Origin of the sequence: Clostridium sp. MCC353 (genome assembly GCF_018785315.1) — a bacterium.
Lineage (GTDB): Bacteria > Bacillota > Clostridia > Lachnospirales > Lachnospiraceae > CHH4-2.
Genome location: NZ_WQPN01000113.1, coordinates 1 through 25,625, shown reverse-complemented (window position 1 = coordinate 25,625; position 25,625 = coordinate 1). Strand labels below are relative to the sequence as shown.

Here is a 25,625-nt window from a genome sequence, read left to right as displayed (position 1 = left end):
CTATTATAATTTATATTAAAATAGAATACAACACATAACAATTTTTCGCATCTGATGTCTGATAACCGCTTTCAGGACCGCAGTGTCCGGTAAAAAATGGCTCTATTTTGACAGAACTTCCAGTTGGAATCAAAAAGAGTATTTTTTTGGCAAATACCATTATTTTGAGATGAAAAAAGAAAAATAATATAAATATAATCTGATTTTAAATAATGGTATTTTACAAAATGTTCCAGATTGCAGAGAACATAAAATAATGATACGTTTTTGGTGAAATTATCAGAAACTTTAAAGCGTTACCAACACCCGGCCAATGCATAAAAGGGGGGAATGGGGGATGGCGCCGGCCTGTTGGTTTTCCGGATCATTTTTAATAGCCGGATGATGATTTTAACCAAAATGAAAGAGGAGGATACGGTTTTGAAGAAAAAGGCAATTCAATTGTTAGCGTTCGCCGTGGCGTCTGCGGCAATGGTTTCTCTGGCAGGATGCGGTACAAAAGAGACGGCAGGAACCACTGCCGGGGCAGAAGGGCAGGTCACTGTCCCGGCGTCAGAGAAAGAGACAAAAGAAACCACTGCCGCCGGGGAGAAAGGCGGCAAGCAGGAAGACGGAGCAAAAAAGGAAGAAAAAGCCAAGGAAGTGCCAAAAGGCAATAAAGGAGGAGTGCCGGAACATATCCAGTCCTTTGAAGGCGCAGTGCCCGAAAACTGGAAAGCGGTTTCCGGAAATCTGGAGATTTCTGATAAGCACTATAAACATGAAAAAACATCCTTGAAATGGCAGTGGGAATCAGGAGGCAGCCTGGTTGCATCTGATGAGGTCAACATGGATGTGGCCAGTGAAACGGAACATGGGGGCATCATAGCCTGGGTATATAACGAAAATCCCATCAAAGACAAACTCACTGTAAATTTGGGAACAAAAACCCAGATTGCAGACGGGAAGCCGGCATATACCTTTGATTATTATCTGGACTTTGAAGGGTGGCGGGCCCTTTGGATTGATTTTAAGAAGGATGCGGTCAATCCGGCGGCCGCCGATACGGCGGTAACCATTGAACAGATGGAAATCAAGGCGCCTGAAAGCGCCGAAAAGGGAGAACTCTATCTGGATCTTGTGGAATTTGTGAACAACCTGCACTGGTGCCGGGCCCAGGATTACCAGATACCGATCCAGCGGGCCAATTCCAATGGAGGATTGGGCGGCACATGGGAAAGAGGCTACTATTATATCAAGCAGAAGCCCCGCACAGAGTTAACGCCTCTGACGGATGAAGAGCTGGCGGATATCAAAACCATTGAAAAACGGTTCGACGAATGGGTTTACGGCACAGGAAGATATGAAGACCAGGGGCCCATGGAAATGCGTAAAAAGGCGCTGGACGACTACATAAAAGAGGGGCTGGAGGATTATGAAGGGCTGGACATCAAACGCCATGAAGACGGATCCATCACAGGAGTGCCTCTGTTTGCCAGCCGGTCGCCCTATATTAAGATGGGAAAACAGTTCGGTTCAGAAGTCTCTACGGAGATATTTCTGCCGCTGGTATTTGACTATAAATTGAACGGAAACATGGAAAGCTTTGAAAAGCTGATGACATTATTCGACTATTACCATGACCAGGGATGGGCCGAAGGCAGCGGTTTGGGCACGCCGGATCATGAAACCAACCGTTCATCAGGCTATTTTGTGGCGGTTTACCTCATGCGGGAAGAGCTGAAAGAGACAGGACGTTTTGACCGCGAAATCGGGGCAATGAACTGGTATACGGATTTTGGAAAAGTGTATGGGGAATATAAAGTTGATTATACGGAAACCACAGCCGATGAAATGAGAACCCATTTCTTATACCGGCTGCTCTATGCCATGGCGATGGAGGATTCGCCGGAAAAAGTACAGGCCATCAATGCCTATCGTGAGTGGGTGGAGAGCGCTTTGGAGCTGAATCCCAACTTTGCGGGCACCATCAAGCCGGATTACACAGGGTTCCACCACAGAGGAATTTACGTGAGCGCTTATGCGCCTCATGGATACCATATGGCGGCGATGATCAACTATCTGCTGCATGACACCGTATTTGAACTGAATCAGCCGTCCCAGGAGAACTTAAAAGGCGCGTTGACGGCGCTTGATGTGATGACTAAAGATTATAACCTGCCCCAGAGCCTTACCGGAAGATTCCCTAAACAGACGGGAATTGTCAGTGAAGTCCTCCCGGCCTATGCCTATATGGCCCTTTCCGGGAACCCGTCCACAGGGGATGAGATCGATCAGGACATGGCCGGCGTATTTATGAGGCTTTGGGATCCGGAAAATGACGCGCTGAAAAAGCGGTTTAACAAGTGCCGCGCAGGGATCAGCTATATTGACACCATTGGCGGCTTAGAACTGGTATACGATCTGGTAAATAAGGGAATTGAGGCAGGAAAAGAGGCCCAGGGATTCTTTACAAAACCATATGGCGGCATGGTAATCCACAGACGTGATGACTGGATGGTGAACCAGAAGGGCTGGAGCCAGTACGTATGGGATTATGAATCCGGCGGAACGAAGAAGGAAAATGTATACGGAAGATATAATTCCTACGGCGCTCTTCAGATCATGACTGAGCCCACCCCGGCAGAGAACGGAATAACCGTTCAGAAGGGCTGGGACTGGAACCGGGTTCCGGGCGCAACCACAAAATATCTCACTCCGGAGCTGCTTTCCAGTGAAGTGAATGACTTCGCCCACCGCACCTTCTCAGATCAGACCTTCTTAGGCGGTGTGAGCAGCCAGGGAATGAATGGAATGTTCTCAATGATCCTTCACGATACCCAGTATGATCCGTCATTTTATGCCAATAAATCGTCCTTCTTCTTTGATGACGAAATCATCTGCCTGGGTTCCGGTATTCAGAACGGGGACAAGGACCATGCCACAGAGACAACCCTGTTCCAGTCCGGGTTAAATGACGATACATCGATGCCATTTTACTTAAACAGCGGAGAACCCATAACGGAATATCCTTATGAAAAGGCATTTACCGGGGATGAAACCGTATGGATGATGGATCCCTATGGAAACGGATACTATATCCCTAATGCAAAAGGCGTCCATATCGTAAGGAATACCCAGACTTCTAAGGATGAACTGGACAAAGAGGAAACCAAAGGCGAATATACCACGGCCTGGATCGACCACGGAAAAGCGCCTGAAAATGCCGGTTACGAATATGTAATTAAAGTCCGCACCACGCCGGAAGAGATGGAAAAATATGACGGGAAATCCTATGAAGTGCTGCAGCAGGACGACAAAGCGCACATCATAAAGCATATTCCGTCCAATACCATGGCTTATGCAGTGTTTAAAGAGAATCAGGCAATCGGACAGGGTATTTTGGCTGCATCCGACACGCCGGTTATGGCTATGGTGAAAGAAGAGGGAACGGATAAAATCGTATTCAGCATGAGCGACCCGGACCTGAGACTGCCGAAATTACCGAATCAGACCATGGATGAGGATGTAGCCACCACATACAGCACAGGAAAGACAGTGACCGTTACGCTGAATGGAGAATGGAAACTGTCAGATGCACAGGAAGGAATCCGGGTTGTTAAAACGGAAGGCGGACAGACGGTTCTGGAACTGGACTGCATCGATGGACAGACGATGGAGGCAGTTTTGACAAAATAGGCGCGGCGTGGTAACAGACTTGTCTGAACCGTTACGCGGCGTGAATTGAGAATATAAATTCAAGGTTTGAGCCCCCCCTTGACAAAACCTGTGGAAAAGATTAAACTAAAATCACTTTATAAAATAATAGAAGAAATGCTGTGAAAAGAAGAGTAAGCAGTGTAGCTATGGACAGAGACTCCCGGGAGCTGAGAAGGGGGAATAGACGAAACTGCCGAACATGGTCTTGGAGCTTCGCGGCTGAGCCGGGCAACCGGGTTAAGCGGCGACGGGAGCGCCCGTTATCGTGTCAGACTGCTGTATGGCAGTTGCAGAGGAAGATGCCGCGAGGTATCTGACAATTAAAGTGGTAACACGGGATATAATCCCGTCTTTAAAGAAATTTAAAGACGGGATTTTTTTTACCGTTCAGGAGGAATGTTTACCATTGAGTGAAGAGGAAAAACAGGAGGGTACAAACATGTGCAAGGATTGCAAAAAACCATATTACATCACAACGGCCATCGCCTATACGTCAGGAAAGCCCCATATCGGCAACACCTATGAGATCGTTTTGGCCGACAGCATTGCCCGCTATAAAAGAGAGCAGGGTTATGAGGTCCGTTTCCAGACCGGTACGGACGAACACGGACAGAAAATTGAGCTGAAGGCAGAAGAAGCGGGCATTACGCCCAAGGAATTTGTGGACAATGTGGCCGCGCAGATCCGCTCGATCTGGGATCTGATGAACACGTCCTATGATAAATTTATTCGCACTACCGATGGGGATCACGAAGTCCAGGTACAGAAGATCTTTAAAAAGTTATATGACAAAGGGGACATTTACAAAGGATATTATGAAGGGCTTTACTGTACTCCATGTGAATCCTTCTTCACCGAATCCCAGTTGGTGGACGGAAAATGCCCGGACTGCGGACGGGAAGTGCAGCCGGCCAAAGAAGAGGCTTATTTCTTCAAGATGAGCAAATATGCGGACCGCCTGATCCAGCATATTAACGACCATCCTGAATTCATCCAGCCGGTTTCCAGGAAAAATGAAATGATGAACAACTTCCTTCTCCCGGGACTTCAGGATCTCTGCGTTTCCAGAACCAGCTTTACATGGGGGATTCCGGTGTCATTTGACCCAAAACACGTAACTTATGTTTGGCTGGACGCGCTGACCAACTACATTACCGGCCTTGGTTACGACTGTGACGGCAATAACGGGGAATTATTTGACAAATACTGGCCTGCAGACCTTCACTTGATTGGAAAAGACATTATCCGTTTCCATACCATTTACTGGCCGATTTTCCTGATGGCGCTGGATCTGCCGCTGCCAAAACAGGTATTCGGACATCCGTGGCTCCTCCAGGGCGACGGAAAGATGAGCAAATCCAAAGGAAATGTGCTCTATGCCGACACGCTGGTGGATTTCTTCGGCGTGGATGCTGTGCGCTACTTCGTGCTTCATGAGATGCCCTTTGACAATGACGGGGTGATTTCGTGGGAACTGATGGTGGAACGCATGAATTCCGACCTGGCCAATGTATTGGGCAACCTGGTAAACCGTACGATTTCCATGTCAAATAAATATTTTGGCGGAGAAGTGCGCAACGGCGGCGCTGCCGGAGAGGTTGATGAGGACTTGAAGCAGGTTGTGCTGGCGGCTGTTAAAAAAGCGGACGCTAAGATGGATGATCTGCGGGTGGCGGACGCCATTTCAGAAATCTTCAACATTTTCAGAAGAAGCAACAAATATATTGATGAAACCATGCCATGGGCTCTCGCTAAGGATGAAGCTCAGAAAGACCGCCTTGCAACGGTTCTCTATAACCTGGTAGAGGCTATCACCATCGGGGCTTCCCTGCTTGAATCTTTCATGCCGGAAACATCCGCTAGAATCCTGACACAGCTGAACGCGCAGAAACGTTCTTTGGAAGAGATGGAAACCTTTGGCCTTTATCCTTCAGGAAACAAGGTGACGGATAAACCGGAAATCTTATTTGCCCGTATGGATTTAAAAGAAGTGCTGGAAAAAGTGGAAGCAATGCATGCCGCAGAAGCTGACGCGGACGGCGCGCCGGCAGAAGAGGCGGAAGAAGTGATCGACATCGAGGCGAAGCCGGAGATAGAATACGGCGATTTTGCGAAGCTCCAGTTCCAGGTAGGAGAGATCATCGCCTGCGAAGCGGTTCCCAAGTCCAAGAAGCTGCTCTGCTCCCAGGTTAAGATCGGGAGCCAGGTAAGACAGATTGTCAGCGGAATCAAAGCCCATTATACGCCGGAAGAGATGGTGGGGAAAAAGGTGATGGTTGTTGTAAACTTAAAACCTGCGAAGCTGGCGGGAGTGATGTCAGAAGGCATGATTCTCTGTGCGGAAGATGCGGACGGTAATCTGTCCCTGATGGTTCCGGAGAAAAAGATGCCGGCAGGAGCTGAAATCTGCTAGGCGGCAGTTTGGATTTGTTTGAACTTCTGCTCTAGTGTAACAGTTCAGACCTGTCTGACCTGTTACGCTCTAGTACAAATACTGTAAAACAGGGCTGGGAAAGGATATCCTTCTCAGCCTTTTTATGATATGCTAAAATATGAATTGCGGCTGAGAAGCTGAAATCCTCAGCGAGTGCCTGGGCAAAAAGCGCTCCATCATGAAGGATTAGAGAGTTTGGAAATTTATTGAATAGAATCGGAGGTAATGATTGAAACAGGAAGATGCCAAAACCGGGCTGAAGAGGTGGAATGGGATTAACGGAAATACATTAAAGATGATAGCAGTGATCACCATGGTGATCGACCACATAGGAGCGGTGATGATTGAAGGCGGGGTTTTAGGATATTATAATACCGGATTTTTAAATTCCACGTTGAGCCGGAGGCAGATGGAACTGTGGATGAACCTGGATTTTGTCTGCCGTACAATCGGGCGGATTGCATTTCCGATCTTCTGTTTCCTGCTGGCCGAGGGATTTATCCATACCAGAGATGTAAAGAAATATATAGGCCGTATGGCTGTATTCGCCCTGATTTCTGAAATTCCCTTTGATCTGGCCATATTTGGGACGCCGTTTAATTTTGAATATCAGAATGTCTATTTTACTCTTGTAATCGGGCTGTTGGTGCTGCTTGGCATGAGCAGGCACCCTGATAATGGAATCGCCCAGGCCCTTTCCTTTATGGGAGGCTGCGCCGCGGCTGTTGTTCTCAGGGTGGATTACAATGTGGTGGGAGTTCTGCTGATAACGGCATTTTACCTCTTCCATGGGAAGAAGGGACAGAGAACCATAGTCTGCGGGGGGATTGCGGCCTATGAAAGTTCCGTATGCCTTGGCGCGGGCGCGCTTTCTTTGGCCCCCATTTGGTTTTATAATGGGGAGCGGGGGAAGATGAAGCTGAAATATTTGTTTTATTGGTTTTATCCGGCGCACCTGATGATTCTTTATCTGGCCAGGTTTCTCATGGGATTCTTTTTAAAGTAAAGCGTGAGGCCATTTTCGAAAATGCCTTCACGCTTAATGTAAAAAAGCTTGATGTAAAAAAATAAGTTAAGAGGTGACAGCTATGATATTCGATACCCATGCCCATTACGACGATGAGGCATTTAAAGAAGACAGGAACGCTTTGCTGAACAGTCTGCAGAGCAATGGAATAGAGGCCGTGGTAAACATAGGCGCCAGCATCCAAACCACGAAAAACACCCTGGAATTAATGAAAAAATACCCGTTTATCTATGGCGCCGTAGGCGTTCACCCCAGCGAGACCGCCGAACTGGATGACAGCCTTCTGAATTGGTTGAAAACGGTTTCGAAGACCCCTAAGGTGGTAGCCATCGGAGAAATCGGCCTGGATTATTATTGGGAAGAACCGGGCCATGACGTGCAGAAGGAATGGTTTGTCAAACAACTGAACCTGGCCCGTGAAACCAAACTTCCTGTGGTAATACACAGCCGGGACGCGGCTAAAGATACGTTAGATATCATGAAGGCGGAACATTCGGAGGACATAGGAGGCGTGATCCACTGCTTTTCCTATGGGGTGGAAATGGCCCGGGAATATTTGAAAATGGGATTCTATCTGGGGATCGGCGGGGTGCTGACCTTCAACAACGCCAAAAAGCTGAAAGAAGTGGTGGAATACGCCCCCATGGACCGCATAGTTTTGGAAACGGACTGCCCTTATCTGGCTCCGGCGCCCAACAGGGGCAAGAGAAATTCCTCTTTAAACCTGCCCTATGTGGCGGAGGCCATTGCCCGGATTAAAAATATCTCTCCGGAAGAAGTTATTGAAATTACCTGCCGCAGCGCGAAACAGCTTTACAGGCTGTAAAATGAAGGATTAGTAAGGGAAAACGGTCAGAAGTACTGCAAAAGAAAGGATATATATATGCGTGTTAATTTAGGGGATCCTAAAAATACTATTGAAATCATTCAGAAATACCAATTTGCGTTTCAAAAGAAGTTCGGCCAGAATTTCTTAATCGATACCCATGTGCTGGATAAGATTATTAAGGCGGCAGGGGTGACTAAAGACGATTTGGTGCTGGAAATCGGGCCGGGAATCGGAACGATGACCCAGTATCTGGCGGATGCGGCCAGACAGGTGATCGCGGTGGAGATAGACACCAACCTGATCCCCATTCTGAACGAAACCCTGAGTGATTATGACAACATTAAAATAATTAATGACGATATTTTAAAAGTTGATATTAATCAGCTTGCCATGGAATATAATCAAGGCAGGCCCATTAAAGTTGTGGCCAATCTGCCCTATTATATTACAACCCCTATTATTATGGGGCTGTTTGAAGGAGGGGTGCCCATCGACAACATCACCGTAATGGTGCAGAAAGAAGTGGCCGACCGCATGCAGGTAGGGCCGGGGTCTAAGGATTACGGGGCATTATCCCTTGCAGTGCAGTATTATGCCGAGCCGTACATTGTGGCAAATGTTCCGCCCAACTGCTTTATGCCAAGGCCCAATGTGGGGTCTGCGGTAATAAGGCTGACCCGGCATGAGAAACCGCCTGTTCAGGTAAAGGACAAGGATTTGATGTTCAAACTGGTGAGGGCCTCATTTAACCAGAGGAGAAAGACATTGCAGAACGGTCTGAATAACTCGCCGGAAATACAATATACAAAAGAGCAGATCGGCGCGGCCATCGAAAGCCTGGGCGTTTCGCCTTCTGTCCGGGGGGAGGCGCTGACCCTGGAACAGTTTGCCCGGCTGGCAGACTATCTGACGGATCATAAATAGATAGTATTCATCATTAAACGACTGGAGGAAATGGGATGTCAGAGTCATTAATTACCAAAAAGGCCATAGCCCAGGCGCTGAAAGACCTGTGCCGGGACAAGGCATTTGATAAAATATCAATCGCGGATATTACGACGGCCTGCGGCCTGAACCGACAGACGTTTTATTATCATTTTCAGGATAAATATGAGCTGTTGAGCTGGATTTTTTATAATGAAAATTTTTCTAAGATTACGGACGACATCTCTTTTGAAAACTGGGATAAGAGGTTTCTGGAAATGCTTCAGATCATGCAGGCTGAGAAGACATTTTATATGAATACGCTGAAAGAACAGGAGCACACATTTGAAAGCTACCTGTTTGAGATGGCAAAAACGTTATTTTTGGAAGCGATAGAAGCCCTTGATAAAAATAAGAAGCTGGAATTGGAAGAGAAGGAATTTGACGCGGAATTTTATGCGCATGGAATCTGCGGAGTTATCGTCACCTGGGCGCAGAAGGGCATGAAAATACCGCCGGAAACAGTGGCGTACCGGCTGAAACGCCTTGTGAGAGACAGCGAAAAGGCTGCTTATATGCGGAGCCTACAGTATAAACTCAGCCCAGACGGTGCAGAATGATATCAATACATTCTTCACGGGAATGGGTCTGCAGAAGCGCCAAAAGTTCATTGTGTCCGGGAAGTTTCGTGCCCGGATCAGGATGAAACTGGACATAAATCTGCAGCATCTCTTCGATATTCCGGGCGGTGCGTTCCGGCGATTTTTTGTGGTTTCGTAACAGATGGAACAAAGCCGTCTTTAACATGGAAAGACGGAGATTATTTTCTACTGACATAAGAATCCCCCCTGATTTTTTTATCATAAAAGAATTGGGGGAAAAATACGATAGACAGATTGCGGGATCTGTCTGCTTTTTTGACATTCTTCACAGGATGTCGTTTTTATCTTTAAAAGAGACAAGACATTAGCGGTGAAGTGTGCTAGAATATAGAGTATAAAACTATGTCAGATAGAGACAATAAACAGGAGAAAGGAAATTGGTATCATGGGAAAAAATGCAGGTAAATGGTTAAAAGCAGGCGTCCTGGCAGCGGGCGCGGGTGTGGCTGCCAAACTTGTCTATGATTCGGCGAAAAAGAAACAGGACAAAAAAGATATTGAAGAAATACAAAAGGAGATCGCTGAGAGAGATTACAGCGATACCTATGCATATATGGTGGGCGGGGGCCTGGCTACGATGGCGGCAGCGGCATATCTGGTGCGTGACTGCGCATTTCCGGGAGATCACATCACAATTTATGAAGGCATGCATATTCTGGGCGGAAGCAATGACGGGATCGGTACGCCGGAGAAAGGTTTTGTGTGCAGGGGCGGACGTATGCTGAATGAAGAGACATATGAAAACTTCTGGGAACTGTTTGGAAGCATCCCTTCCCTTGACCAGCCTGGCCGCAGCGTGACGGAAGAGATTCTGAATTTTGACCATGCTCATCCCACCTGCGCAAAAGCCCGTCTGGTGGATAAAGACGGCAATATTCTGAATGTGGAGAGCATGGGATTTAACCAGGAAGAGAGAATGGCCCTCTTAAAGCTGATGCGTACGGATGAGAAGAAACTGGATGATATGACGATCCAGCAGTGGTTTGAGGGAATGCCTCATTTCTTCACCACGAATTTCTGGCATATGTGGCAGACTACGTTCGCGTTCCAGAAATGGAGCAGTTTGTATGAATTCCGCCGCTACATGCAGAGAATGATCTTCGAATTCAGCAGAATTGAGACGTTGGAAGGCGTTACAAGAACGCCTCTGAACCAGTATGACAGTGTAATCCGGCCTCTGGAAGAATTCCTGAAGGGCAAAGGGGTAAAATTTGTACACAATTGTACGGTGACGGACATTGATTTTGAAGACGGCGAGGGAATTACTGCTAAGAAACTATATCTGAATGACAATGGAGAAGAGAAGACTGTGGAGCTGAAGGCCGGAGATATCTGCATTATGACCAATGCATGTATGACCGACAGCGCTACGTTAGGCGATTACGATACGCCGGCTCCTGCACCGGAACTGCGGCCTATTTCGGGCGAGCTGTGGACAAAGGTTGCGGCTAAGAAACCAGGTCTGGGCAATCCGGAACCATTTTTCACCAAAGAGCATGAGACCAACTGGCTGAGTTTCACTGTAACCTGTAACGGCAATGAGATGTTGAAGGAGATCGAACGCTTTACGGGCAATGTGCCGGGAAGCGGGGCTCTTATGACATTTAAGGATTCCAACTGGCTGATGAGCAGCGTTGTGGCAGCCCAGCCCCATTTCAGAAACCAGCCTTTGGATCAGACGATCTTCTGGGGATATGGGCTCTATACCGACCACATCGGCGATTATGTGAAGAAACCTATGAAGGAATGTACCGGAAAAGAGCTGCTGGTGGAATATCTGCATCACCTTCATCTTTCTGAGGAGAGAATTGAGGAACTGCTGAAGACAGTTGTAAATGTAATCCCATGCTATATGCCATATGTGGATGCACAGTTTGAACCCAGAAAGTATACGGACCGTCCGGAAGTGATACCGGCGGGATCCACCAACTTCGCCATGGTGAGCCAGTTTGTTGAGATTCCTGAAGATATGGTATTTACGGAAGAGTATTCGGTGAGGGCAGCGAGACTTGCGGTTTACGGACTGATGGGAATTGACAGGGATGTCTGCCCGGTTTCTCCGTATGCGAAAGATCCTAAGATTCTCATGAAGGCGGTTGTGAAAGCGTATAAGTGATTTGATGGTAGTTCAATAGCGCATTTCAATAGCAAGAACTAAATAGCAATAGGTGCTGTAGAACCAGAACCGGAATGTATTAAGAATCTGCTTTACACTCCGGCATAAACTGGTTCTGCCGCACCTATTTTTTTATCCCACAAAATATTTATTCCACCGGAATAATCCAAATCACATTGCATCCAGGCAGTCGGCCACCGCCGCGATATTTGCGTAATCCAGGCCGCCGGGGAGCGTGCAGTCGCTTCCGAGTATCAGCCGGACGTCCTGCATGGAGGCGCATAATTCCCGGGTCTGTGCCGCGATTCCATCCAGATCGCCTTCAATCATGGGCCCTTTCCGGTGGTCAAATCCTCCTAAAATAATCTTGCCTTTGAATATTCCTGCGCCTTCCCGTAAGCTTGTACCGCTCTCACGCACTCCCCAATTCACGATATCGCAGGGATAACCGGAGAAGCGTTTTATGTCCGCTTTCGGCTTACATACATGCAATACAACGAATTTTGCGCCCGCATCATATGCATGCTGCATGACCATGCGGTCTAAGGGGGCAATATACCCGGCATGCTCTTCTTCTGTGAACACATCTGCCTCACCGCCCAGCGCCGCATAATAAATGCCTTCAGCTCCTGCTTTGATAAAGGCGTCTTCCATGCTGCACAGGCTTTGGGCAATATTTCGCAGTCCAGCTGTAAATGCTTCTGGATTGGTGCGCAGATGATACATCTGAGCATACCTTCCGATTGAATCGTACTCCGGCGCTCCCAGAAGTGTGTGTGATGCAGACGCCACCACCCCGTGGAGCGTGGCCATGGGGGCGAGGTCTGTGCGCTGGGTGAATATTTGGCGCAATAGCTCGGCCTGTGCCTGGATAAACGGCGCATTTTCGTCGTATACGGGCACATTTTTCCAGTCATCCGCACATTTTATGCTGTGATCGCAGGGCATCAAATGTTCGGTCATAACCTTGGCAATATCCGTCTTTGTCTTTTCGAAATACTCTAAATGAGCCTGAACCGATTTTTCTCCGTAAAAAAATTCTTTCGGAAAGTGCATCCAAAAGCCTGCCGGCGGACGGTCGTATGGTTCTCCGTTCAGGAGTGCGTAAACTCTTTCTTTACCTGTCATCGTAACCCGCTTTCATATTTATCAATTGTTCATCAGGCGCCGCGGCTGCTGTGGTAGCGATTGACCGCCACCCACCCGTGCTGCGCGTTGGCCTTTCCCAGCTCTTCCAGAATATCTGGTTCTCCGTGAAGGGTTTCCTCCAGCCAGTCCGCCTCCTTTTTCTGAAAACTGCGCAGTATTTCCGGCCGCTGGGCCGCCAGGTTATTTAACTCTGCCGGGTCATTCTTCCGGTCAAAAAGGGCGTAGTCGGGGAAATCCCATGGGCCGGAATTGAACGTATGCACCATTTTCCATTCCCGGTCAAACACCGCCCGCTGGCAGGTATATAAACCGTGGTCACACACCAGAAAATCCCGCCCGCCATCCGGCGTCACACTGTTCTGCAGGGGTACGCCGTCCCAGCTTTCGGCAGGCTCAATGCCAAAAAAGGATGTGACGGTGGGCGCGATGTCCAGGCCGTACACCATTGAATCGGACACCTGGCCCCCATGCTGCTGGCGTGGGAATTTCAGGATCATGGGTATGTGGATGCAGCTGTCGTGTACTGTCCCGTGTTCAAGCAGCATCTGCGCTTCTCCGTATTGCTCCCCGTGGTCTGCGCTTAAAATCAGCACACATTCATCATAGATTCCTTCACTTTTCAAAAACTCAGTCATTTCGCCGATCAGCTTGTCGGTATATAGGATTTCCGCATCATATCTGCGCAGAAGTTCTTCTAAATCCTGCCTGTTTTTCACTCCCACGTGTTCCCCGCCCCGGTATTCCCTGGAGGCGCAGAGGGCATCCAGTTCCCGGTCTGGGATCTGTTTTGTGGAAGGCACGGGGGTCTGGGCCAGAATCTCTTCCGGCGGCGCCAGAGGGCCGTGGGGATCCCAGTAATGCAGATGCAGGAACAAGTTTTCGCCTTTAAACGCGGTCAGGACTTGGCGTGCCGCCCGGTTCACTTCACTTCCATCAAACCGCTGAAAATGTCCCCCGCCCGAACGGAATGAGGGATCAATCACCTGGCAGAAGCCTTGATAATACCACAGAGCCGGATGGCGTCCGAAGGAAGAAATCCCCACCGTTTCCACGCCATTTTGACAGAGCCGGAAACACAGGGCGTCTTCTTTTGGGGTATGGACCTGGAGCGCTCGTTCTCCGTGGGTTTCGACGCCATTGCAGACTCCGAAACGTCCCGTAAACAGAGCCGCACGGGACGGCATACACGGTGTATTTGACGCGAAAGCCTGTGTAAAACGCACTCCGTCCTGTGCCAGGGAATCCATATTCGGAGTGTTAAGCTGGCTTTTATAACACCCCAAATGATCCGGGCGGAGCGTATCGATATCGAAATAAATTACTTTCATAGAAGCACCACCTTGTTTTCCTTTGCAGAATCATAAATCGCACACACCATTTGCTGTGTCTTATATGCGTCTTCCGCTTTGATGTACAACTCCTCTTTGCCTGTTAAATAACCATAGAAGTTGTGGATTTGTTTCACATGGCTCGTGCCCCAATAGCGTTTTACGTCTCCATATTCGAAAATATCCGCCGGATCTTCGCTGGCGGTCAGTTCCTGTCCGTTATTCAGATAAATATGTGCTCTGGGGCCTTCCATGACGGCCCGGCCTTTCTCACAGACCAGCTCCAAAAATACCGGCGAATTGGTACAAAAATGGTTCATGGCGTAGAAACATCCGTAAGCGCCGTTTTCAAATTCAATCCGTCCCTGTGCCGTATCCTCCACATGGCTGCTGGGATGGTTCCAGTTGGAAAATGCCGCTGTGACGGACGAAACGCTGCCGCCTGTCAGCCACCGCATCAAGTCCAGCGTATGGATAGCCTGATCGATGATTACACCGCCGCCCTCTTTTTCCCAGGTGCCTTTCCAATCGCTTTTGCTGTAATATTCCTCCGACCGGTCCCAGGTCAGAATCATTCTCGCAGCGGTTACTTTTCCCAGAGAACCGTCATCCAGACTTTTACGGATGAGCTGAGATCCGGCATTATAACGGTTTTGAAAAATAACCGCCAGCGTCTTTCCTGTCTGAGCAGATACGTTCAGCATTTCCAGGGCATCGGCGTCACGGATCGCCATGGGCTTTTCCGTTATGACATGGCAGCCGTTCTTCAGCGCCTTTATAGCGAAGGGCGCATGTAAATAGTGTGGAGTGCAGATGTGCACAACATCCGGATGTTCCTTGGAAAGCATTTCGTCCATATCCGTGTAACCGGCACAGTAAAATTCCCCGGCGGCTTTCTGCATTCGGTCCGGCTTGCAGTCGCATACGGCCGCAAGCTCTGCTTCCTCAGCCTTTTGAACCGGCACCGCGTGCATGGGGAAAATGTTGCCGCAGCCAACGATAGCTGTCCGCAAAACGTTTTTATTCATCGAAAACCAAACCCCTTTCTTAAAACGTGGGTTTGACAGATCAAACCCACGCTTTTGCTGTTTTTCTGTATAATCGAGACTTTTGTATATAACATTAGGGTCGTCAGCGCACCATGAACTGCTCAATATGACGCTTTCCAAGCACGATCGCTTTCCAGCGGTTTTCCGGTTTAGACCAGACCGGACCGTGAGGTTCGATCACGATATAGCCTTCATAACCATGATGATAGAGCATGCCCATCATCACATTCCAGCGGAGGTCCCCCATACCGACAATCGGTTCAATCTCGAAGTTGTCGTCTCCATACCGGAAGATGTCTTTCGCATGGAAATGAACGATTCTCCCGCCGAATTCCTTGATGATCTCATACGGATCGGCTTTCATATTGCGCATGATGCCCACTGGGTCCACCTTCAGATTAAATTCAGGGATTTCAGCGCACAATCTGCGTAAAATCTCACGGCTGCGCACGAAATTTCCTCCGTGGCCCAAATAACATGCCAGTTTGATGCCCCGCTCGTCGGCGTACTGCTTATAAAACAGATATTCTTTTTTGAATTCCTGGATGTTCTTGTCCACATCTTCCGGATCGAATTCGCCGGTATTAAAGAATGCCATTTTGCAGCCAATCTGGTCTGTCATATCCAAAAACTCAAGCATTTTTTCACGAACCTTCGCGCGCTCGTCTGCATCAGGGCTGATTGTGTTCAGCCACCAGCATCCGCAGGCCGCGGGAACAACCGGGGTATGTTCAAAAGCCGGTTTGATTTTATCCACATCAAAGTCCAGGCCTGCTTTGGCGTTAAATAAAAGCTCCACGCCGTCGATTCCCTGTTGTTCTGCCAAATCCACCCACCTGCGCAGATCGGAGGAATCTTTGCAGTCCTTCATTTCCACAATAAATCCAATTTTATTCATGATGTTCTCCTTTTCTAATTCGCAGCACTTCAGACGGCCCATCTTCCTGACCGAAAAAGCGGGTCAAGTTTTCCGGCCGTCTGAACTGCGGCTTAAATTCCTAAAACTGTTTCGATGCGGCCGGAAGCCAGCGAACGCCGGGCGGCTTCAACCACCTGAAGCGGTACAAATGCATCCCGGGCGGTTTTGCTGTTATTGGTGTGATAAAGCAGATCGTCCACGAAGGCTTTGTGCTGAAGATATCCGAAAAAATGGGGGTCTGCCGGGGCGGCTTTCCATTCCGCGTCTTTTCGTGGATCACCGTCGGCGTTCCATCCGTAATAAACCATATCACTGCGATGAGGATTGTATAAGTAAATGGCGCCCTTCGTTCCGTAAATTTCCATCTCAAACCGCTTAGTGCAGGCTACCTGGGTCCAGAATATTTCATGGAATACGGTTGCGCCGCTGTCCAGGCGGTAATTCAGGACTGCGGTATTTTCTATTCCGTTAAGATTTGCGCTCTCACCGTAACCGCGGTTTTCCATTTCATCTTCCGGAGACATATGCAGTGCGAATACCTGCTTAATGTTGGCGCCGGAAATTGTGTGGATTAAGTCCATACCGTGGCAGCCGATATCCATCATGCAGCCCCCGTACCCCGGAGCGGAGTCGAATGGATTTTTAGTGGCGTTCCGCATCCTGATATGTTTGACCTCCCCAATCTGGCCCTGCTCCACGATCTGCCGGGCCGCCAGGGAGCCGTCCATGTATGAATGCATGAATGAAGGGGTCAGTTTCACTTTGCATTCCTCAACGGTACGGATAATATCCCGTCCCTCTTCAATGCTGTAGGCAAATGGTTTTTGGCTGAAAATATGCTTTCCGGCATGTGCTGCCGCTTTACAGAGAATTGCATGCATCTCTATTTTCGTAAATATACACACAGCGTCAATGTCCGGGTCGGCTAAAATGTCCTGATAATCCAGGGTGTATTTTTCGAACCCAAAATCCTTCGCGGCATTAACCGCACGCTCTTCGATCAAATCGCAGGCCCAGACCAATTCTGCGCCGTCAACCCGCGCCAATGCGGGCAGATGGTACTCATTAGCGATTTTGCCGCATCCGATCACTCCAAAACGAATCTTTTTCATGTTCCCTGCTCCTTTTTGTATGATTTATCTTCACTTATATTCTAACGGTCCAATGCGGTCTGGTTGATGGCGACATATTCATCAACCGGCATTTTATCAAATTCAGCAATGAAGGCATCCCATTCACTCATGGGCCGTTCGCCGGTAATGAATTTAACCACATTTTCGTTGGCATAATCCAGAATATCCTTTTTGTAGATATCCATTTTCTTGCTCTCTTCCGCCGTATAGTTTACACGGAGGAAATTAGCCGGGCCCGGGCTGATATAATCGCGGACAACATCATTGGCCGCTTTTGTAGCCGGAAGCTGTGCGGCGCTGGCGTCCACGTCGTCAGTGATGCACTGGGGCAGTTTTCCGCCAGGGAAGAGCGCCCATTTGCCCAACGCCTGGTCCAGGGTCAGACCATCCGGGTTATTGGTGATTTCTTCTTTCAGAACCTTCTTGCCGTCTATCACGTCGTAGCTCTTGCCTTCGATGCCGAAACGCATTAAAGTGGTGCCTTCCTTGCTGTAGAAATAATCCAGCCACCGCATGGTCGCTTCCGGATATTTATTGGAAGAGGTGATGACTGCCGTTCCTGTGGACTGGAGATTACCGATGTGGTAGGTGTAATAGCGGTCGCCGAAGGGGCCTTCCAAAACCGGCGGCTGTTCATAATTATCTTTTACTGCGCCCAGCCACTGGGTATTTCCCATTCTGGGAACAAAACCGATCTGACCGGCATTTGCTTTGGCTGAAACCTGGGAATCATCCATCGCATAGGATTCGGTATCGATAAGGCCCTCTGCCCAAAGTTTATTCATGTACTCCACAAGGGCCTTAAATTTATCCTCTGTGGGAATAAAATTGACTTTTTTATCCTTGTCCACTTCCAGCCATGTGAAATCGTAATCCACCACGCTCAGGGTGCCGTTTACGCCGATGCCGAAACTGCCCAGCAGGTGCTGGAACATTCTGGTAGCGTATTGTTTCGCCGGAACCGCGTAAGGGATTTCATCCTTGACGCCGTTGCCGTTGGGGTCCTGATCCCGGAATGCGACCAGCGTATCGTACAATTCGTCTGTTGTTGTGGGCATTGGCAGGTTTAAGCTGTCCAGCCATGTCTTGTTGATCCACTGATGCATGATCAGGTTGCCTTCGGTGAAATTGATCTGCGGCAGGGAGTAGATGTGGCCGTCCGGAAGCGTCGTTCCTTTTGCGATTGCAGGATATTCTTCCAGAACCGCATAAAAATTCGGCGCATATTCTTTATATTCATCTAACGCGATGATCTGTCCGTTGGTGGCGTACTTCATTTCATCGGACGGGCTGATCTGGGCGCGCATGATGATGTCCGGCAGTTGGTTGGAAGCGAAGGCCAGATTCAGTTTTTCTTTAAAACCCGCGTCCGGAACACATTCCCATTCGATCTTAATATTGGTCAGTTCTTCCATCCGCTTAATCGCGGGATGCTCGTTCCAATCGCCCACATTGAGATTCTGAGCCACTAACCCCTTTAAAACGATGGGCTCATTGACAATGGGCATTCCTGTTTTATTGACGGCTGAACCTCCTGCCGTCTCATTGGCCGCCGCAGACGAAGCTGCTTTGCCGGTGCTTTCGGTGCTGCTAGCCGCGGATCCGCCGCAGCCGCTGAGCATACCGGTACAGAGTGATGCTGCCATAATCAAACTTATCGCTCTTTTTTTCATTGTAAAACCCCTCCTGTTTTGTTTTTTTATTTTCCTTTTCATTATAAAACCCCTGATATCATTTTCTGTTTTTCCTCATAAATGCGGGCGTCCACCTCCTCTTATCCTTTCACCGAACCAATCATAACCCCCTTCACAAAGAATTTCTGAAGGAATGGATAAAGTATCAGCATCGGCACGCTGGAAACAACGACAACCGCATACTTCAAGCTTTCAGAAACCATCAATTTGTTTATATCCGTTTCCATTGACTCGATCATCTCACTGGTGGCGTTTGACAGAAGGATGTCACGCAGAATGAGCTGCAGCGGATATTTGTCGGAGGACCCTACATAGATCAGGCCGTTGAAATAGTTGTTCCAATAAGCGACACCGTAAAACAGGGTCAGTACGGCAAGTATAGGCGCCGACAGCGGCAGCACGACCTTGAAGAATACGCGGATATCGCCGCAGCCGTCTATTTCGGCCGCTTCGTACAGCTCTTCAGGGATGGTGGACTGGATGTATGTCTTTGCCACAATAATATTGTAAACAGTAACCATGTTGACCAGAATGACTGCCCAAACCGTGTCGTACAGGCCAAGTTTCTGAACGATGAGATAAGTGGGAACCATTCCGCCGTTAAAAAACATGGTTATCATGAAATAGGTCATGAAAAACTTTTTGCCGTATAATTTCCTGCGGGCCAGGGGATAGGCCGCGCTGATGGAAAGTGTGGTCGCGATCATTGTGCCGAGACAGGTGTAGAAAATGGTATTCCTATAGCCGGTCCAGATTTTTTTATTCAAAAACACCTGCTTGTACGCCTCGAAATTAATTCCTTTAGGCAGAAGCCATACATTTCCCTGGAACACTTCCATGGGGCTGCTGATGGATGCCGACAGAACAAAGATCAACGGGTAAAGAGTGATAAACACTGCAAATGCGACGATGACTGCGACGACAGTGCCGAACACTTTATCTGAATGCGGCTGTTTTATTTTAGCTCTCTGCATCTTTTATAACCCTCCCTTTCCTCAGAATAAACTGGTTTCACTCAGTTTTTGTGAAATCTTATTCACAATAAGCAGCATCATAACATTGATCACATTATTGAACAGGCCGATAGCAGCCGCAAAACCATAATCCGCGTTGAGCAGACCGCTCTGATATACAAAGGTGGCAATGACCTGGGATGTTTCGATATTCTGCTGGTTCTGCATTAAGAATATTTTTTCAAATCCCATGCTCATCAGTTTGCCGGCATTCATAATAAACATTATGGTTACCGTCGGCAGAATGGAGGGCAGATTGATATGCAGAATCCGCTGCCACCGGGATGCGCCGTCTACCTGAGCCGCTTCATGAAGCTGAGAATCAACCCCTGTTAGGGCCGCTATGTAAATGATCGCGTTCCAGCCTGTATTCTGCCAGATGCCGGACCAGACATACATATGAGGAAAGGTGCTTGAACTGGTTAAAAACGGTATTTTTTCCATTCCAAGGTCCACCAGGATCTTGTTGATCAAGCCATTGCTCTGGCTGAAAAAGAGATTGAGCACGCCTACCATAACCACTATGGAAATGAAATGAGGGGCGTAAGAAATCGTTTGAACCGCTTTTTTCATCTTCTCATTTCTTATTTCGTTAAAGGCCAGGGCCAGTATAACGGGAATCGGGAAGGAAACCAGCAGGCTGTACAGGCTCAGGCACAGGGTATTTCTTATAAGGCGGGTAAAATAGTAGGAATTAAAAAAACGGTCAAAATGCTGGAAACCAATCCATGGGCTTCCTGTAATCCCCAGAACCGGAGAAAAATCTTTAAACGCAATCTGCACGCCGTACATGGGAAAATAATTAAATACCAAAAAGTATACCAGTGCCGGAAGCAGGAAAAGATACAATCCCTTCGACCGGTTGAGCTTCATAAAGATCACATGCCGTCTCCCGTTTTTGTCTGGCGGGGGAACGCTTTGCTGAGCAGGGGATTTTGCAGATGTTCTATCCATTTTGTTTACTCCTTACAATTTATTTGCTTGAATCACAAACATATTGTACATATTACAGCAAGGATATTATGGCTTCAACATGCTTTTTTTGCTTTATATTGCAAAAATTTACTATTTCCGCTGCTTTTTTTAACACTTTTTGTCTATAATTGACATTCGCTTTGGATAATTGTATAATGTTCGCTAGAAAGCGGCCGGTTTCGGCTTCTTCACACGTCACTCTTCAGGAGGTTTTATGCGAACAAAACATCTTCCGCGTGCATTTCAGCCTATTTTCCATTTTTCAATTGCGCTTTTTTTCGCGCTGGTTTTGGTATTCGGCACATTGGATGCCCGGGCAGTTTTGAAATCAAAAAAAGAAATGAAACAGATGCAGGTTCTCACGTTAGAGCAGTCCTGCCAGAATATAGAGTATTTTTTATATGGGGCCATGCGGTGCGATCTCATTTTTCAGAAGAATTCCAAACTTGGCGCTTATAATATATCGAAAAACCGGGCATATCCGCATAACATCATCCGGGAACTGAACCTTCTCCAATCCTATATCAGCAGCTTAAAAAGCCTTGGTTTTGTTTATACCTCATCTCCTTATGAAGAGATCAACCATATCGTATATACGGATGCCGGTGTGTACAGCGGCGACAGTTATCTTTCCCTGCAATGTGAAAGCAGCCTTCCTTACGATACGCTTCTGGACAGCCTTCAGGGGATAGACGGGCCTTGTTTTTTGACCGACGGCATTGTCTCACCCAAATATCTTTTGTATGCCATGCCCATTTTTCCCGAAGACCTTTCTTCGCCAGGGTATCTCCTTTTCCTTTTAAACCGGAATGAGTTTATTAAGCCGTTCTCTGATCTTGTTGCGAAATACGGCGGGGATATCTATTTTTTTGATCCTTTCGGGGATCTATTTCTTTACTCCGGCACCTCGTTCCAAACGTTTTACGATGCGAAGCAGAGTTTGGCTGATGGTTTTGACTACGCTGGCGCTGACCGGGATGAGCATTTTGAATATACCAGCGATCTGTATTCTTTTACTGCCTTCCAGTCTGTTCCCAAAAGCACGTTTTACGCTTCTCTGAACGCTTCCATTTATCTGCTCCTCGGTATTTGTGCCTCGTCGCTCATTTTCGGCATCGCCATACTGATGATCATTACCAGCCACAGCGCCAAACCACTGAATACACTGGTTGAAGGGCTCCGCATACAAGAGGGGCTGCCCGATGACAGCGCTTCTTGCGGCAATGAATTTGACCAGATCGCTTCATCGTTTCAGAATCTGCTTTCACAGCAAAAATCACTTGCACAGACGGTGGTGGCCCATGCGCAGATGGAGGAAGAACAATACATATTGTTCCTGATGGGGCTTTCCGGGGCCACAAGCTTTTCAGATGGGCTGTTGGAAAAATACAATTGTCTCTTTTCCGATCCTGACCGTAAATTCTGTGTGTGTATATTCCGGTTTGACAATGCGCAGACCATTTCCACCGGTGACCTATCCTGCCTGCAGTCCCGGCTGCACGAAAGTTTTGCCGCTGAATGCCTGTCTGACGGATACGGAATAATGGCCAGCCTGCCCGGTTCGCTTGCTAATGCAGCCCTCTGTTTTCTTCCGGGTGATGTGGATGAATACCATTTTATATGTACTGTACGGGAAAATCTGCAGCAGAAATTCTGCCTTCAGCTTTCGTGCAGCATAAGCAGCATCGTCAAGAGAAAAGAATTTCTGCCGCATGCGTATAGAAATGCCATAAAATCATTCCGTTATTCCATTTTTCTCCCCAACTGCTGTATCCGGGAGAGTGATATCGAGCAATTGGACATGAGCAACCGTTCCAGCAGCTCTCAGATCAGCATCAGCGCGCTTATCCAGGCAATCAATTCCTGCAATCACACGGAAATTGCCAATCAGTGCGCAAATTTCTTTTCACAGGTGATGAAGCGGTCTTCTCTGGCTGATTATAAAATCGCCTATTTTGACCTGATGGCCCAGCTCTCGAAAACGATTCAAAAATGCCCGGCTTCCGAACGGGAAGTGCTGTTCTATCAGTTGGAAACCCTGTACGAAGACTTTTATGTGCCGCCTGAATATCTGGAGAAAAAAGTGTACGACCTGTGCTGCATTCTCGCAAATACGATCTACCAGTCGCAGAATACCATTCTAAGCAGCAGCCTGGAAACGGCAATTCTCAACTACATAGACCAGCATTATACCTCCCCGGATTTAACGCTGGATGTGATCGCGCAGGCGCTGTCATTTTCGCCGTCATATCTTACGCGGTATTTCAAGGAAAAGCAGGGGGTGTCCCTGATGCAGTTCATCGACCAGAAACGATTTTCCAAAAGCAAGCAGCTGCTGGTTGAAACCAAACTTTCCGTCAAAGAAATCCGCGAACAGTGCGGCTATACGGACGCCGCCAACTTTTCCCGGAAATTCAGGCAGAATGAAGGGATTACACCGAAACAGTACCGTATGCTGCATGGCAGGAAAAGTGAAGATGAGATTTAAAGAAAAGGGTGTTAAAGTAAAGGGGCTGTCGCACTAAAGTAAAGGGTGAAGGCATTTTCGAAAATGCCTTCACCCTTTACTTTAAATCTTAGAAAGCGCGGCTTCATCAGCCACTACAACCACATCATTGTGAAGCTGCAGAATGGAAGCCGGAACCTTCGGCGTAATCGGCCCTGTCAGAACTTCGCGGAGAATTGCAGCTTTGTCTTCCCCGCTAACAACCAACAAAATCTTCTTCGCCTGCATAATGGTTTTGATGCCCATGGTATATGCCTGGCGGGGAACGTCGTTAATGTCGGCAAAGAACCGTTTGTTAGCTTCAATTGTGCTTTCCTGAAGGTCAACGCAGTGAGTAGTTTTGGCAAATGTATCGTCCGGCTCGTTGAAACCAATATGTCCGTTGTGCCCTAACCCTAAAAGCTGAAGATCAGCGCCGCCAAGGCTGTTAATTACGTCGTCATAGCGGGAGCATTCTTTTTCACTGTCAGGTTCTGTTCCGTTAGGAACATTTGTATTTTCAAGTTTAATATTAATGTGCTTAAACAGATTATTATACATAAAATAATAGTAGCTCTGGTCGTTGTCTCTGGAGAGCCCCTTATACTCATCCAAATTCACGGTTTTCACTTCTGAAAAATCCAGATCACCTTTGTTGTACCAGTCAATTAACTGTTTATAGGTTCCGATCGGCGTGGAGCCGGTAGCAAGACCTAAAACACAGTCTGGTTTCATAATTACTTGCGCAGAGATCACATTAGCTGCCTTTCTGCTCATATCCTGGTAATCCTTCGTTCTGATAACTTTCATTATTATTCCCCTCCAAAAAATGAAAAAAATTTTTATTGAGTAACAAATACAGGATAACATTTTTATATCATAATTTCAATGGGTAAACGCATAAAATATTAAGCAAAGGGGTGAGAGCATGTCTAATTATAGAAGATTGATATCCTACATCTATGCCTATGAAGGCGGTGTAAAAGGGAAAAATATTGGATTCGCAAAACTGGAGGCCAGAAACGGCCAGTGCAGAATCAGCGTAAACGTAAAAAAAGTGTATGTAGGCGGTAATGACCTTGGCGTGTATCTGTTATCGGGAAATGCAGAAATCCTGCTGGGTAAAATATTCATCCGAAACGGAGCCGGAGAGTTCCGTACAACGGTTCCGGCTTCCAATATCGGCGGTTCCGGATGTACATTAGACGAATGCTTTGGTCTGACCATTCATGATGTTGAGAGTACCTGGCAGTGTTATACAACGATCTGGGAAGATGCGGTGGCCCATGCCGCTGAATTGGAGCTGGCGGAAGTTACCTCGGAAAAACAACGGGAAAAGGAGCCGGACGGGGGAACTGTGCCCGTAGAACAGATACGAGCGGAAATCCAGGCGGAAGTGGAACATGTTTCGGAAAATGAAGATGCAGTGGATATGCAGAATCTGGACCTCCCGCCCCATGAAATCCAGGATAGAGAGGAAAAAGGCGGCCAGCATATCCCATTTCCAGTAAAAAAAGAGTCAGAACAAACTCAGGGAAATTGTGCCGATATGCAGAAAAATATGCGGCCTTCCGATACACGGCCTTCTGAAACGCGGCCTACTGAAACACAGCCCTCTGAAACACAGCCCTCCGATATACAGCAGCCAAATCCAGGATCATCCAATGCCCAGCCCTCCGATACGCAGCCGGAAATGCCTTTAGTCAGGAAACCGGGACAGCAGATGGTGCAGCAGCCTGATTTTAATGTTCAGACAGGAGATGGACGTGGATACAGACCTCGGTATCAGGGCCGTCCGTCATCTGATTGGGGCCAGATTCCAAATGCACAGCCGAATGATATGGGGCAGATCATAAACGGCTATCCATATGAACAGCCCCGGTTTGGCTATTCGTATGGAGCAGGCCGCCAGCCGGGAACAGGCCCGGTTCATCAAATGAAGACAGGGGGAGAATCACAGCCAGGATGCTGGACGGGAACCCGTCAGTTTTATCGGCCGGAGTTTCAGAGGGGAGCCTGGCCGGGAAATCAGCCGGAAACTCAGGGGGAACCCTGGCCGGGAAATCAGCCGGAAACTCAGGGAGAACCCTGGCCGGGAAATCAGCCGGAAACTCAGGGAGAATCCTGGCGGGGAATGCAGCCGGAAACTCAGGGAGAGTCCTGGCGGGGAATGCAGCCGGAAACTCAGG

Annotated in this window: 18 protein-coding genes, 1 pseudogene and 1 other annotated feature; of the genes and pseudogenes, 9 read left to right on the top strand and 10 right to left on the bottom strand. The window is 47.9% G+C overall.

All coding sequences use genetic code 11. The features are described from left to right. The first annotated feature begins 420 nt into the window (after nt 1-420). From GPL15_RS19455 to dhaS, 6 genes are all read left to right on the top strand, one after another. Nucleotides 421-3,678 (top strand): chondroitinase family polysaccharide lyase, encoded by a 3,258-nt coding sequence (locus tag GPL15_RS19455; protein ID WP_215700336.1) that lies wholly within the window; start codon nt 421-423, stop codon nt 3,676-3,678. 131 nt (nt 3,679-3,809) lie between these two features. Beyond that, nucleotides 3,810-4,056, top strand: a binding site (T-box leader). An 82-nt stretch (nt 4,057-4,138) separates the two neighbouring features. Further along, complete coding sequence (gene metG / locus GPL15_RS19450; RefSeq protein ID WP_215700335.1) at nt 4,139-6,112, top strand: methionine--tRNA ligase; 1,974 nt, start codon at nt 4,139-4,141, stop codon at nt 6,110-6,112. 250 nt (nt 6,113-6,362) lie between these two features. Continuing rightward, a complete protein-coding gene (locus GPL15_RS19445) occupies nt 6,363-7,139 on the top strand; it encodes a TraX family protein (protein WP_215700334.1) in 777 nt (258 codons plus the stop codon). An 82-nt stretch (nt 7,140-7,221) separates the two neighbouring features. Next, the gene (locus tag GPL15_RS19440) at nt 7,222-7,986 is read left to right on the top strand and encodes a TatD family hydrolase (RefSeq protein ID WP_215700333.1); all 765 of its coding nucleotides are present in this window, start codon (nt 7,222-7,224) and stop codon (nt 7,984-7,986) included. Nucleotides 7,987-8,043: 57 nt separating this feature from the next. Further along, a complete protein-coding gene (rsmA, locus tag GPL15_RS19435; RefSeq protein ID WP_215700332.1) occupies nt 8,044-8,913 on the top strand; it encodes a 16S rRNA (adenine(1518)-N(6)/adenine(1519)-N(6))-dimethyltransferase RsmA in 870 nt (289 codons plus the stop codon). Nucleotides 8,914-8,948: 35 nt separating this feature from the next. Further along, nucleotides 8,949-9,533 (top strand): dihydroxyacetone kinase transcriptional activator DhaS, encoded by a 585-nt coding sequence (dhaS, locus tag GPL15_RS19430; protein WP_215700331.1) that lies wholly within the window; start codon nt 8,949-8,951, stop codon nt 9,531-9,533. Here dhaS and GPL15_RS19425 read toward each other — a convergent pair. Further along, nucleotides 9,511-9,750 (bottom strand): hypothetical protein, encoded by a 240-nt coding sequence (locus GPL15_RS19425; RefSeq protein ID WP_215700330.1) that lies wholly within the window; start codon nt 9,748-9,750, stop codon nt 9,511-9,513. The two genes, dhaS and GPL15_RS19425, sit on opposite strands and share 23 nt — an antisense overlap. A 210-nt stretch (nt 9,751-9,960) precedes the next feature. Between GPL15_RS19425 and GPL15_RS19420 the strand changes: the two genes are divergently transcribed. Continuing rightward, a complete protein-coding gene (locus GPL15_RS19420; protein ID WP_215700329.1) occupies nt 9,961-11,691 on the top strand; it encodes an oleate hydratase in 1,731 nt (576 codons plus the stop codon). A gap of 171 nt (nt 11,692-11,862) precedes the next feature. On the opposite strand, the gene GPL15_RS19415 is transcribed toward GPL15_RS19420, so the two are convergent. From GPL15_RS19415 to GPL15_RS19380, 8 genes are all read right to left on the bottom strand, one after another. Further along, a complete protein-coding gene (locus GPL15_RS19415) occupies nt 11,863-12,819 on the bottom strand; it encodes a uroporphyrinogen decarboxylase family protein (RefSeq protein WP_215700328.1) in 957 nt (318 codons plus the stop codon). Nucleotides 12,820-12,851: 32 nt separating this feature from the next. Then, nucleotides 12,852-14,168 (bottom strand): sulfatase, encoded by a 1,317-nt coding sequence (locus GPL15_RS19410; protein ID WP_215700327.1) that lies wholly within the window; start codon nt 14,166-14,168, stop codon nt 12,852-12,854. Then, nucleotides 14,165-15,196, bottom strand: coding sequence for a Gfo/Idh/MocA family oxidoreductase (locus tag GPL15_RS19405; RefSeq protein ID WP_215700326.1), 1,032 nt, complete (start codon nt 15,194-15,196; stop codon nt 14,165-14,167). Before GPL15_RS19405 ends, GPL15_RS19410 begins: the two co-directional genes overlap by 4 nt. A 103-nt stretch (nt 15,197-15,299) precedes the next feature. Then, a complete protein-coding gene (locus GPL15_RS19400; protein WP_215700325.1) occupies nt 15,300-16,115 on the bottom strand; it encodes a sugar phosphate isomerase/epimerase in 816 nt (271 codons plus the stop codon). 92 nt (nt 16,116-16,207) lie between these two features. After that, nucleotides 16,208-17,248 carry a Gfo/Idh/MocA family oxidoreductase gene (locus tag GPL15_RS19395; RefSeq protein ID WP_215700324.1) on the bottom strand — a complete coding sequence of 347 codons (1,041 nt, stop codon included), beginning with the start codon at nt 17,246-17,248 and terminating at the stop codon, nt 16,208-16,210. 41 nt (nt 17,249-17,289) lie between these two features. Next, a complete protein-coding gene (locus GPL15_RS19390; protein WP_215700323.1) occupies nt 17,290-18,942 on the bottom strand; it encodes an extracellular solute-binding protein in 1,653 nt (550 codons plus the stop codon). 101 nt (nt 18,943-19,043) lie between these two features. After that, the gene (locus GPL15_RS19385; protein WP_215700322.1) at nt 19,044-19,937 is read right to left on the bottom strand and encodes a carbohydrate ABC transporter permease; all 894 of its coding nucleotides are present in this window, start codon (nt 19,935-19,937) and stop codon (nt 19,044-19,046) included. A 21-nt stretch (nt 19,938-19,958) separates the two neighbouring features. After that, nucleotides 19,959-20,849, bottom strand: coding sequence for an ABC transporter permease subunit (locus tag GPL15_RS19380; protein ID WP_215700363.1), 891 nt, complete (start codon nt 20,847-20,849; stop codon nt 19,959-19,961). A 316-nt stretch (nt 20,850-21,165) separates the two neighbouring features. On the opposite strand from GPL15_RS19380, the gene GPL15_RS19375 reads away from it, so the two are divergent. Beyond that, entirely contained in the window at nt 21,166-23,439 is a 2,274-nt protein-coding gene (locus GPL15_RS19375) for an AraC family transcriptional regulator (RefSeq protein WP_215700321.1), read from the top strand. A gap of 81 nt (nt 23,440-23,520) precedes the next feature. Here the strand turns inward: GPL15_RS19375 and nagB are convergent, their stop codons facing one another. Then, on the bottom strand, nt 23,521-24,246 hold the full coding sequence (nagB, locus tag GPL15_RS19370) for a glucosamine-6-phosphate deaminase (RefSeq protein ID WP_215700320.1): 726 nt from the start codon (nt 24,244-24,246) through the stop codon (nt 23,521-23,523). A 118-nt stretch (nt 24,247-24,364) separates the two neighbouring features. On the opposite strand from nagB, the pseudogene GPL15_RS27595 reads away from it, so the two are divergent. After that, nucleotides 24,365-25,625, top strand: a pseudogene (locus GPL15_RS27595) (hypothetical protein); the annotation flags it as partial.

Excerpts from the sequence above, each read along its gene's own strand:
- metG (WP_215700335.1), top strand. The coding sequence starts at position 4,139 with ATGTGCAAGGATTGCAAAAAACCATATTACATCACAACGGCCATCGCC.
- GPL15_RS19440 (WP_215700333.1), top strand. The coding sequence starts at position 7,222 with ATGATATTCGATACCCATGCCCATTACGACGATGAGGCATTTAAAGAA.
- rsmA (WP_215700332.1), top strand. The coding sequence starts at position 8,044 with ATGCGTGTTAATTTAGGGGATCCTAAAAATACTATTGAAATCATTCAG.
- dhaS (WP_215700331.1), top strand. The coding sequence starts at position 8,949 with ATGTCAGAGTCATTAATTACCAAAAAGGCCATAGCCCAGGCGCTGAAA.
- GPL15_RS19425 (WP_215700330.1), bottom strand. The coding sequence starts at position 9,750 with ATGTCAGTAGAAAATAATCTCCGTCTTTCCATGTTAAAGACGGCTTTG.
- GPL15_RS19420 (WP_215700329.1), top strand. The coding sequence starts at position 9,961 with ATGGGAAAAAATGCAGGTAAATGGTTAAAAGCAGGCGTCCTGGCAGCG.
- GPL15_RS19415 (WP_215700328.1), bottom strand. The coding sequence starts at position 12,819 with ATGACAGGTAAAGAAAGAGTTTACGCACTCCTGAACGGAGAACCATAC.
- GPL15_RS19410 (WP_215700327.1), bottom strand. The coding sequence starts at position 14,168 with ATGAAAGTAATTTATTTCGATATCGATACGCTCCGCCCGGATCATTTG.
- GPL15_RS19405 (WP_215700326.1), bottom strand. The coding sequence starts at position 15,196 with ATGAATAAAAACGTTTTGCGGACAGCTATCGTTGGCTGCGGCAACATT.
- GPL15_RS19400 (WP_215700325.1), bottom strand. The coding sequence starts at position 16,115 with ATGAATAAAATTGGATTTATTGTGGAAATGAAGGACTGCAAAGATTCC.
- GPL15_RS19395 (WP_215700324.1), bottom strand. The coding sequence starts at position 17,248 with ATGAAAAAGATTCGTTTTGGAGTGATCGGATGCGGCAAAATCGCTAAT.
- GPL15_RS19390 (WP_215700323.1), bottom strand. The coding sequence starts at position 18,942 with ATGAAAAAAAGAGCGATAAGTTTGATTATGGCAGCATCACTCTGTACC.
- GPL15_RS19385 (WP_215700322.1), bottom strand. The coding sequence starts at position 19,937 with ATGCAGAGAGCTAAAATAAAACAGCCGCATTCAGATAAAGTGTTCGGC.
- GPL15_RS19380 (WP_215700363.1), bottom strand. The coding sequence starts at position 20,849 with ATGAAGCTCAACCGGTCGAAGGGATTGTATCTTTTCCTGCTTCCGGCA.
- GPL15_RS19375 (WP_215700321.1), top strand. The coding sequence starts at position 21,166 with ATGCGAACAAAACATCTTCCGCGTGCATTTCAGCCTATTTTCCATTTT.
- nagB (WP_215700320.1), bottom strand. The coding sequence starts at position 24,246 with ATGAAAGTTATCAGAACGAAGGATTACCAGGATATGAGCAGAAAGGCA.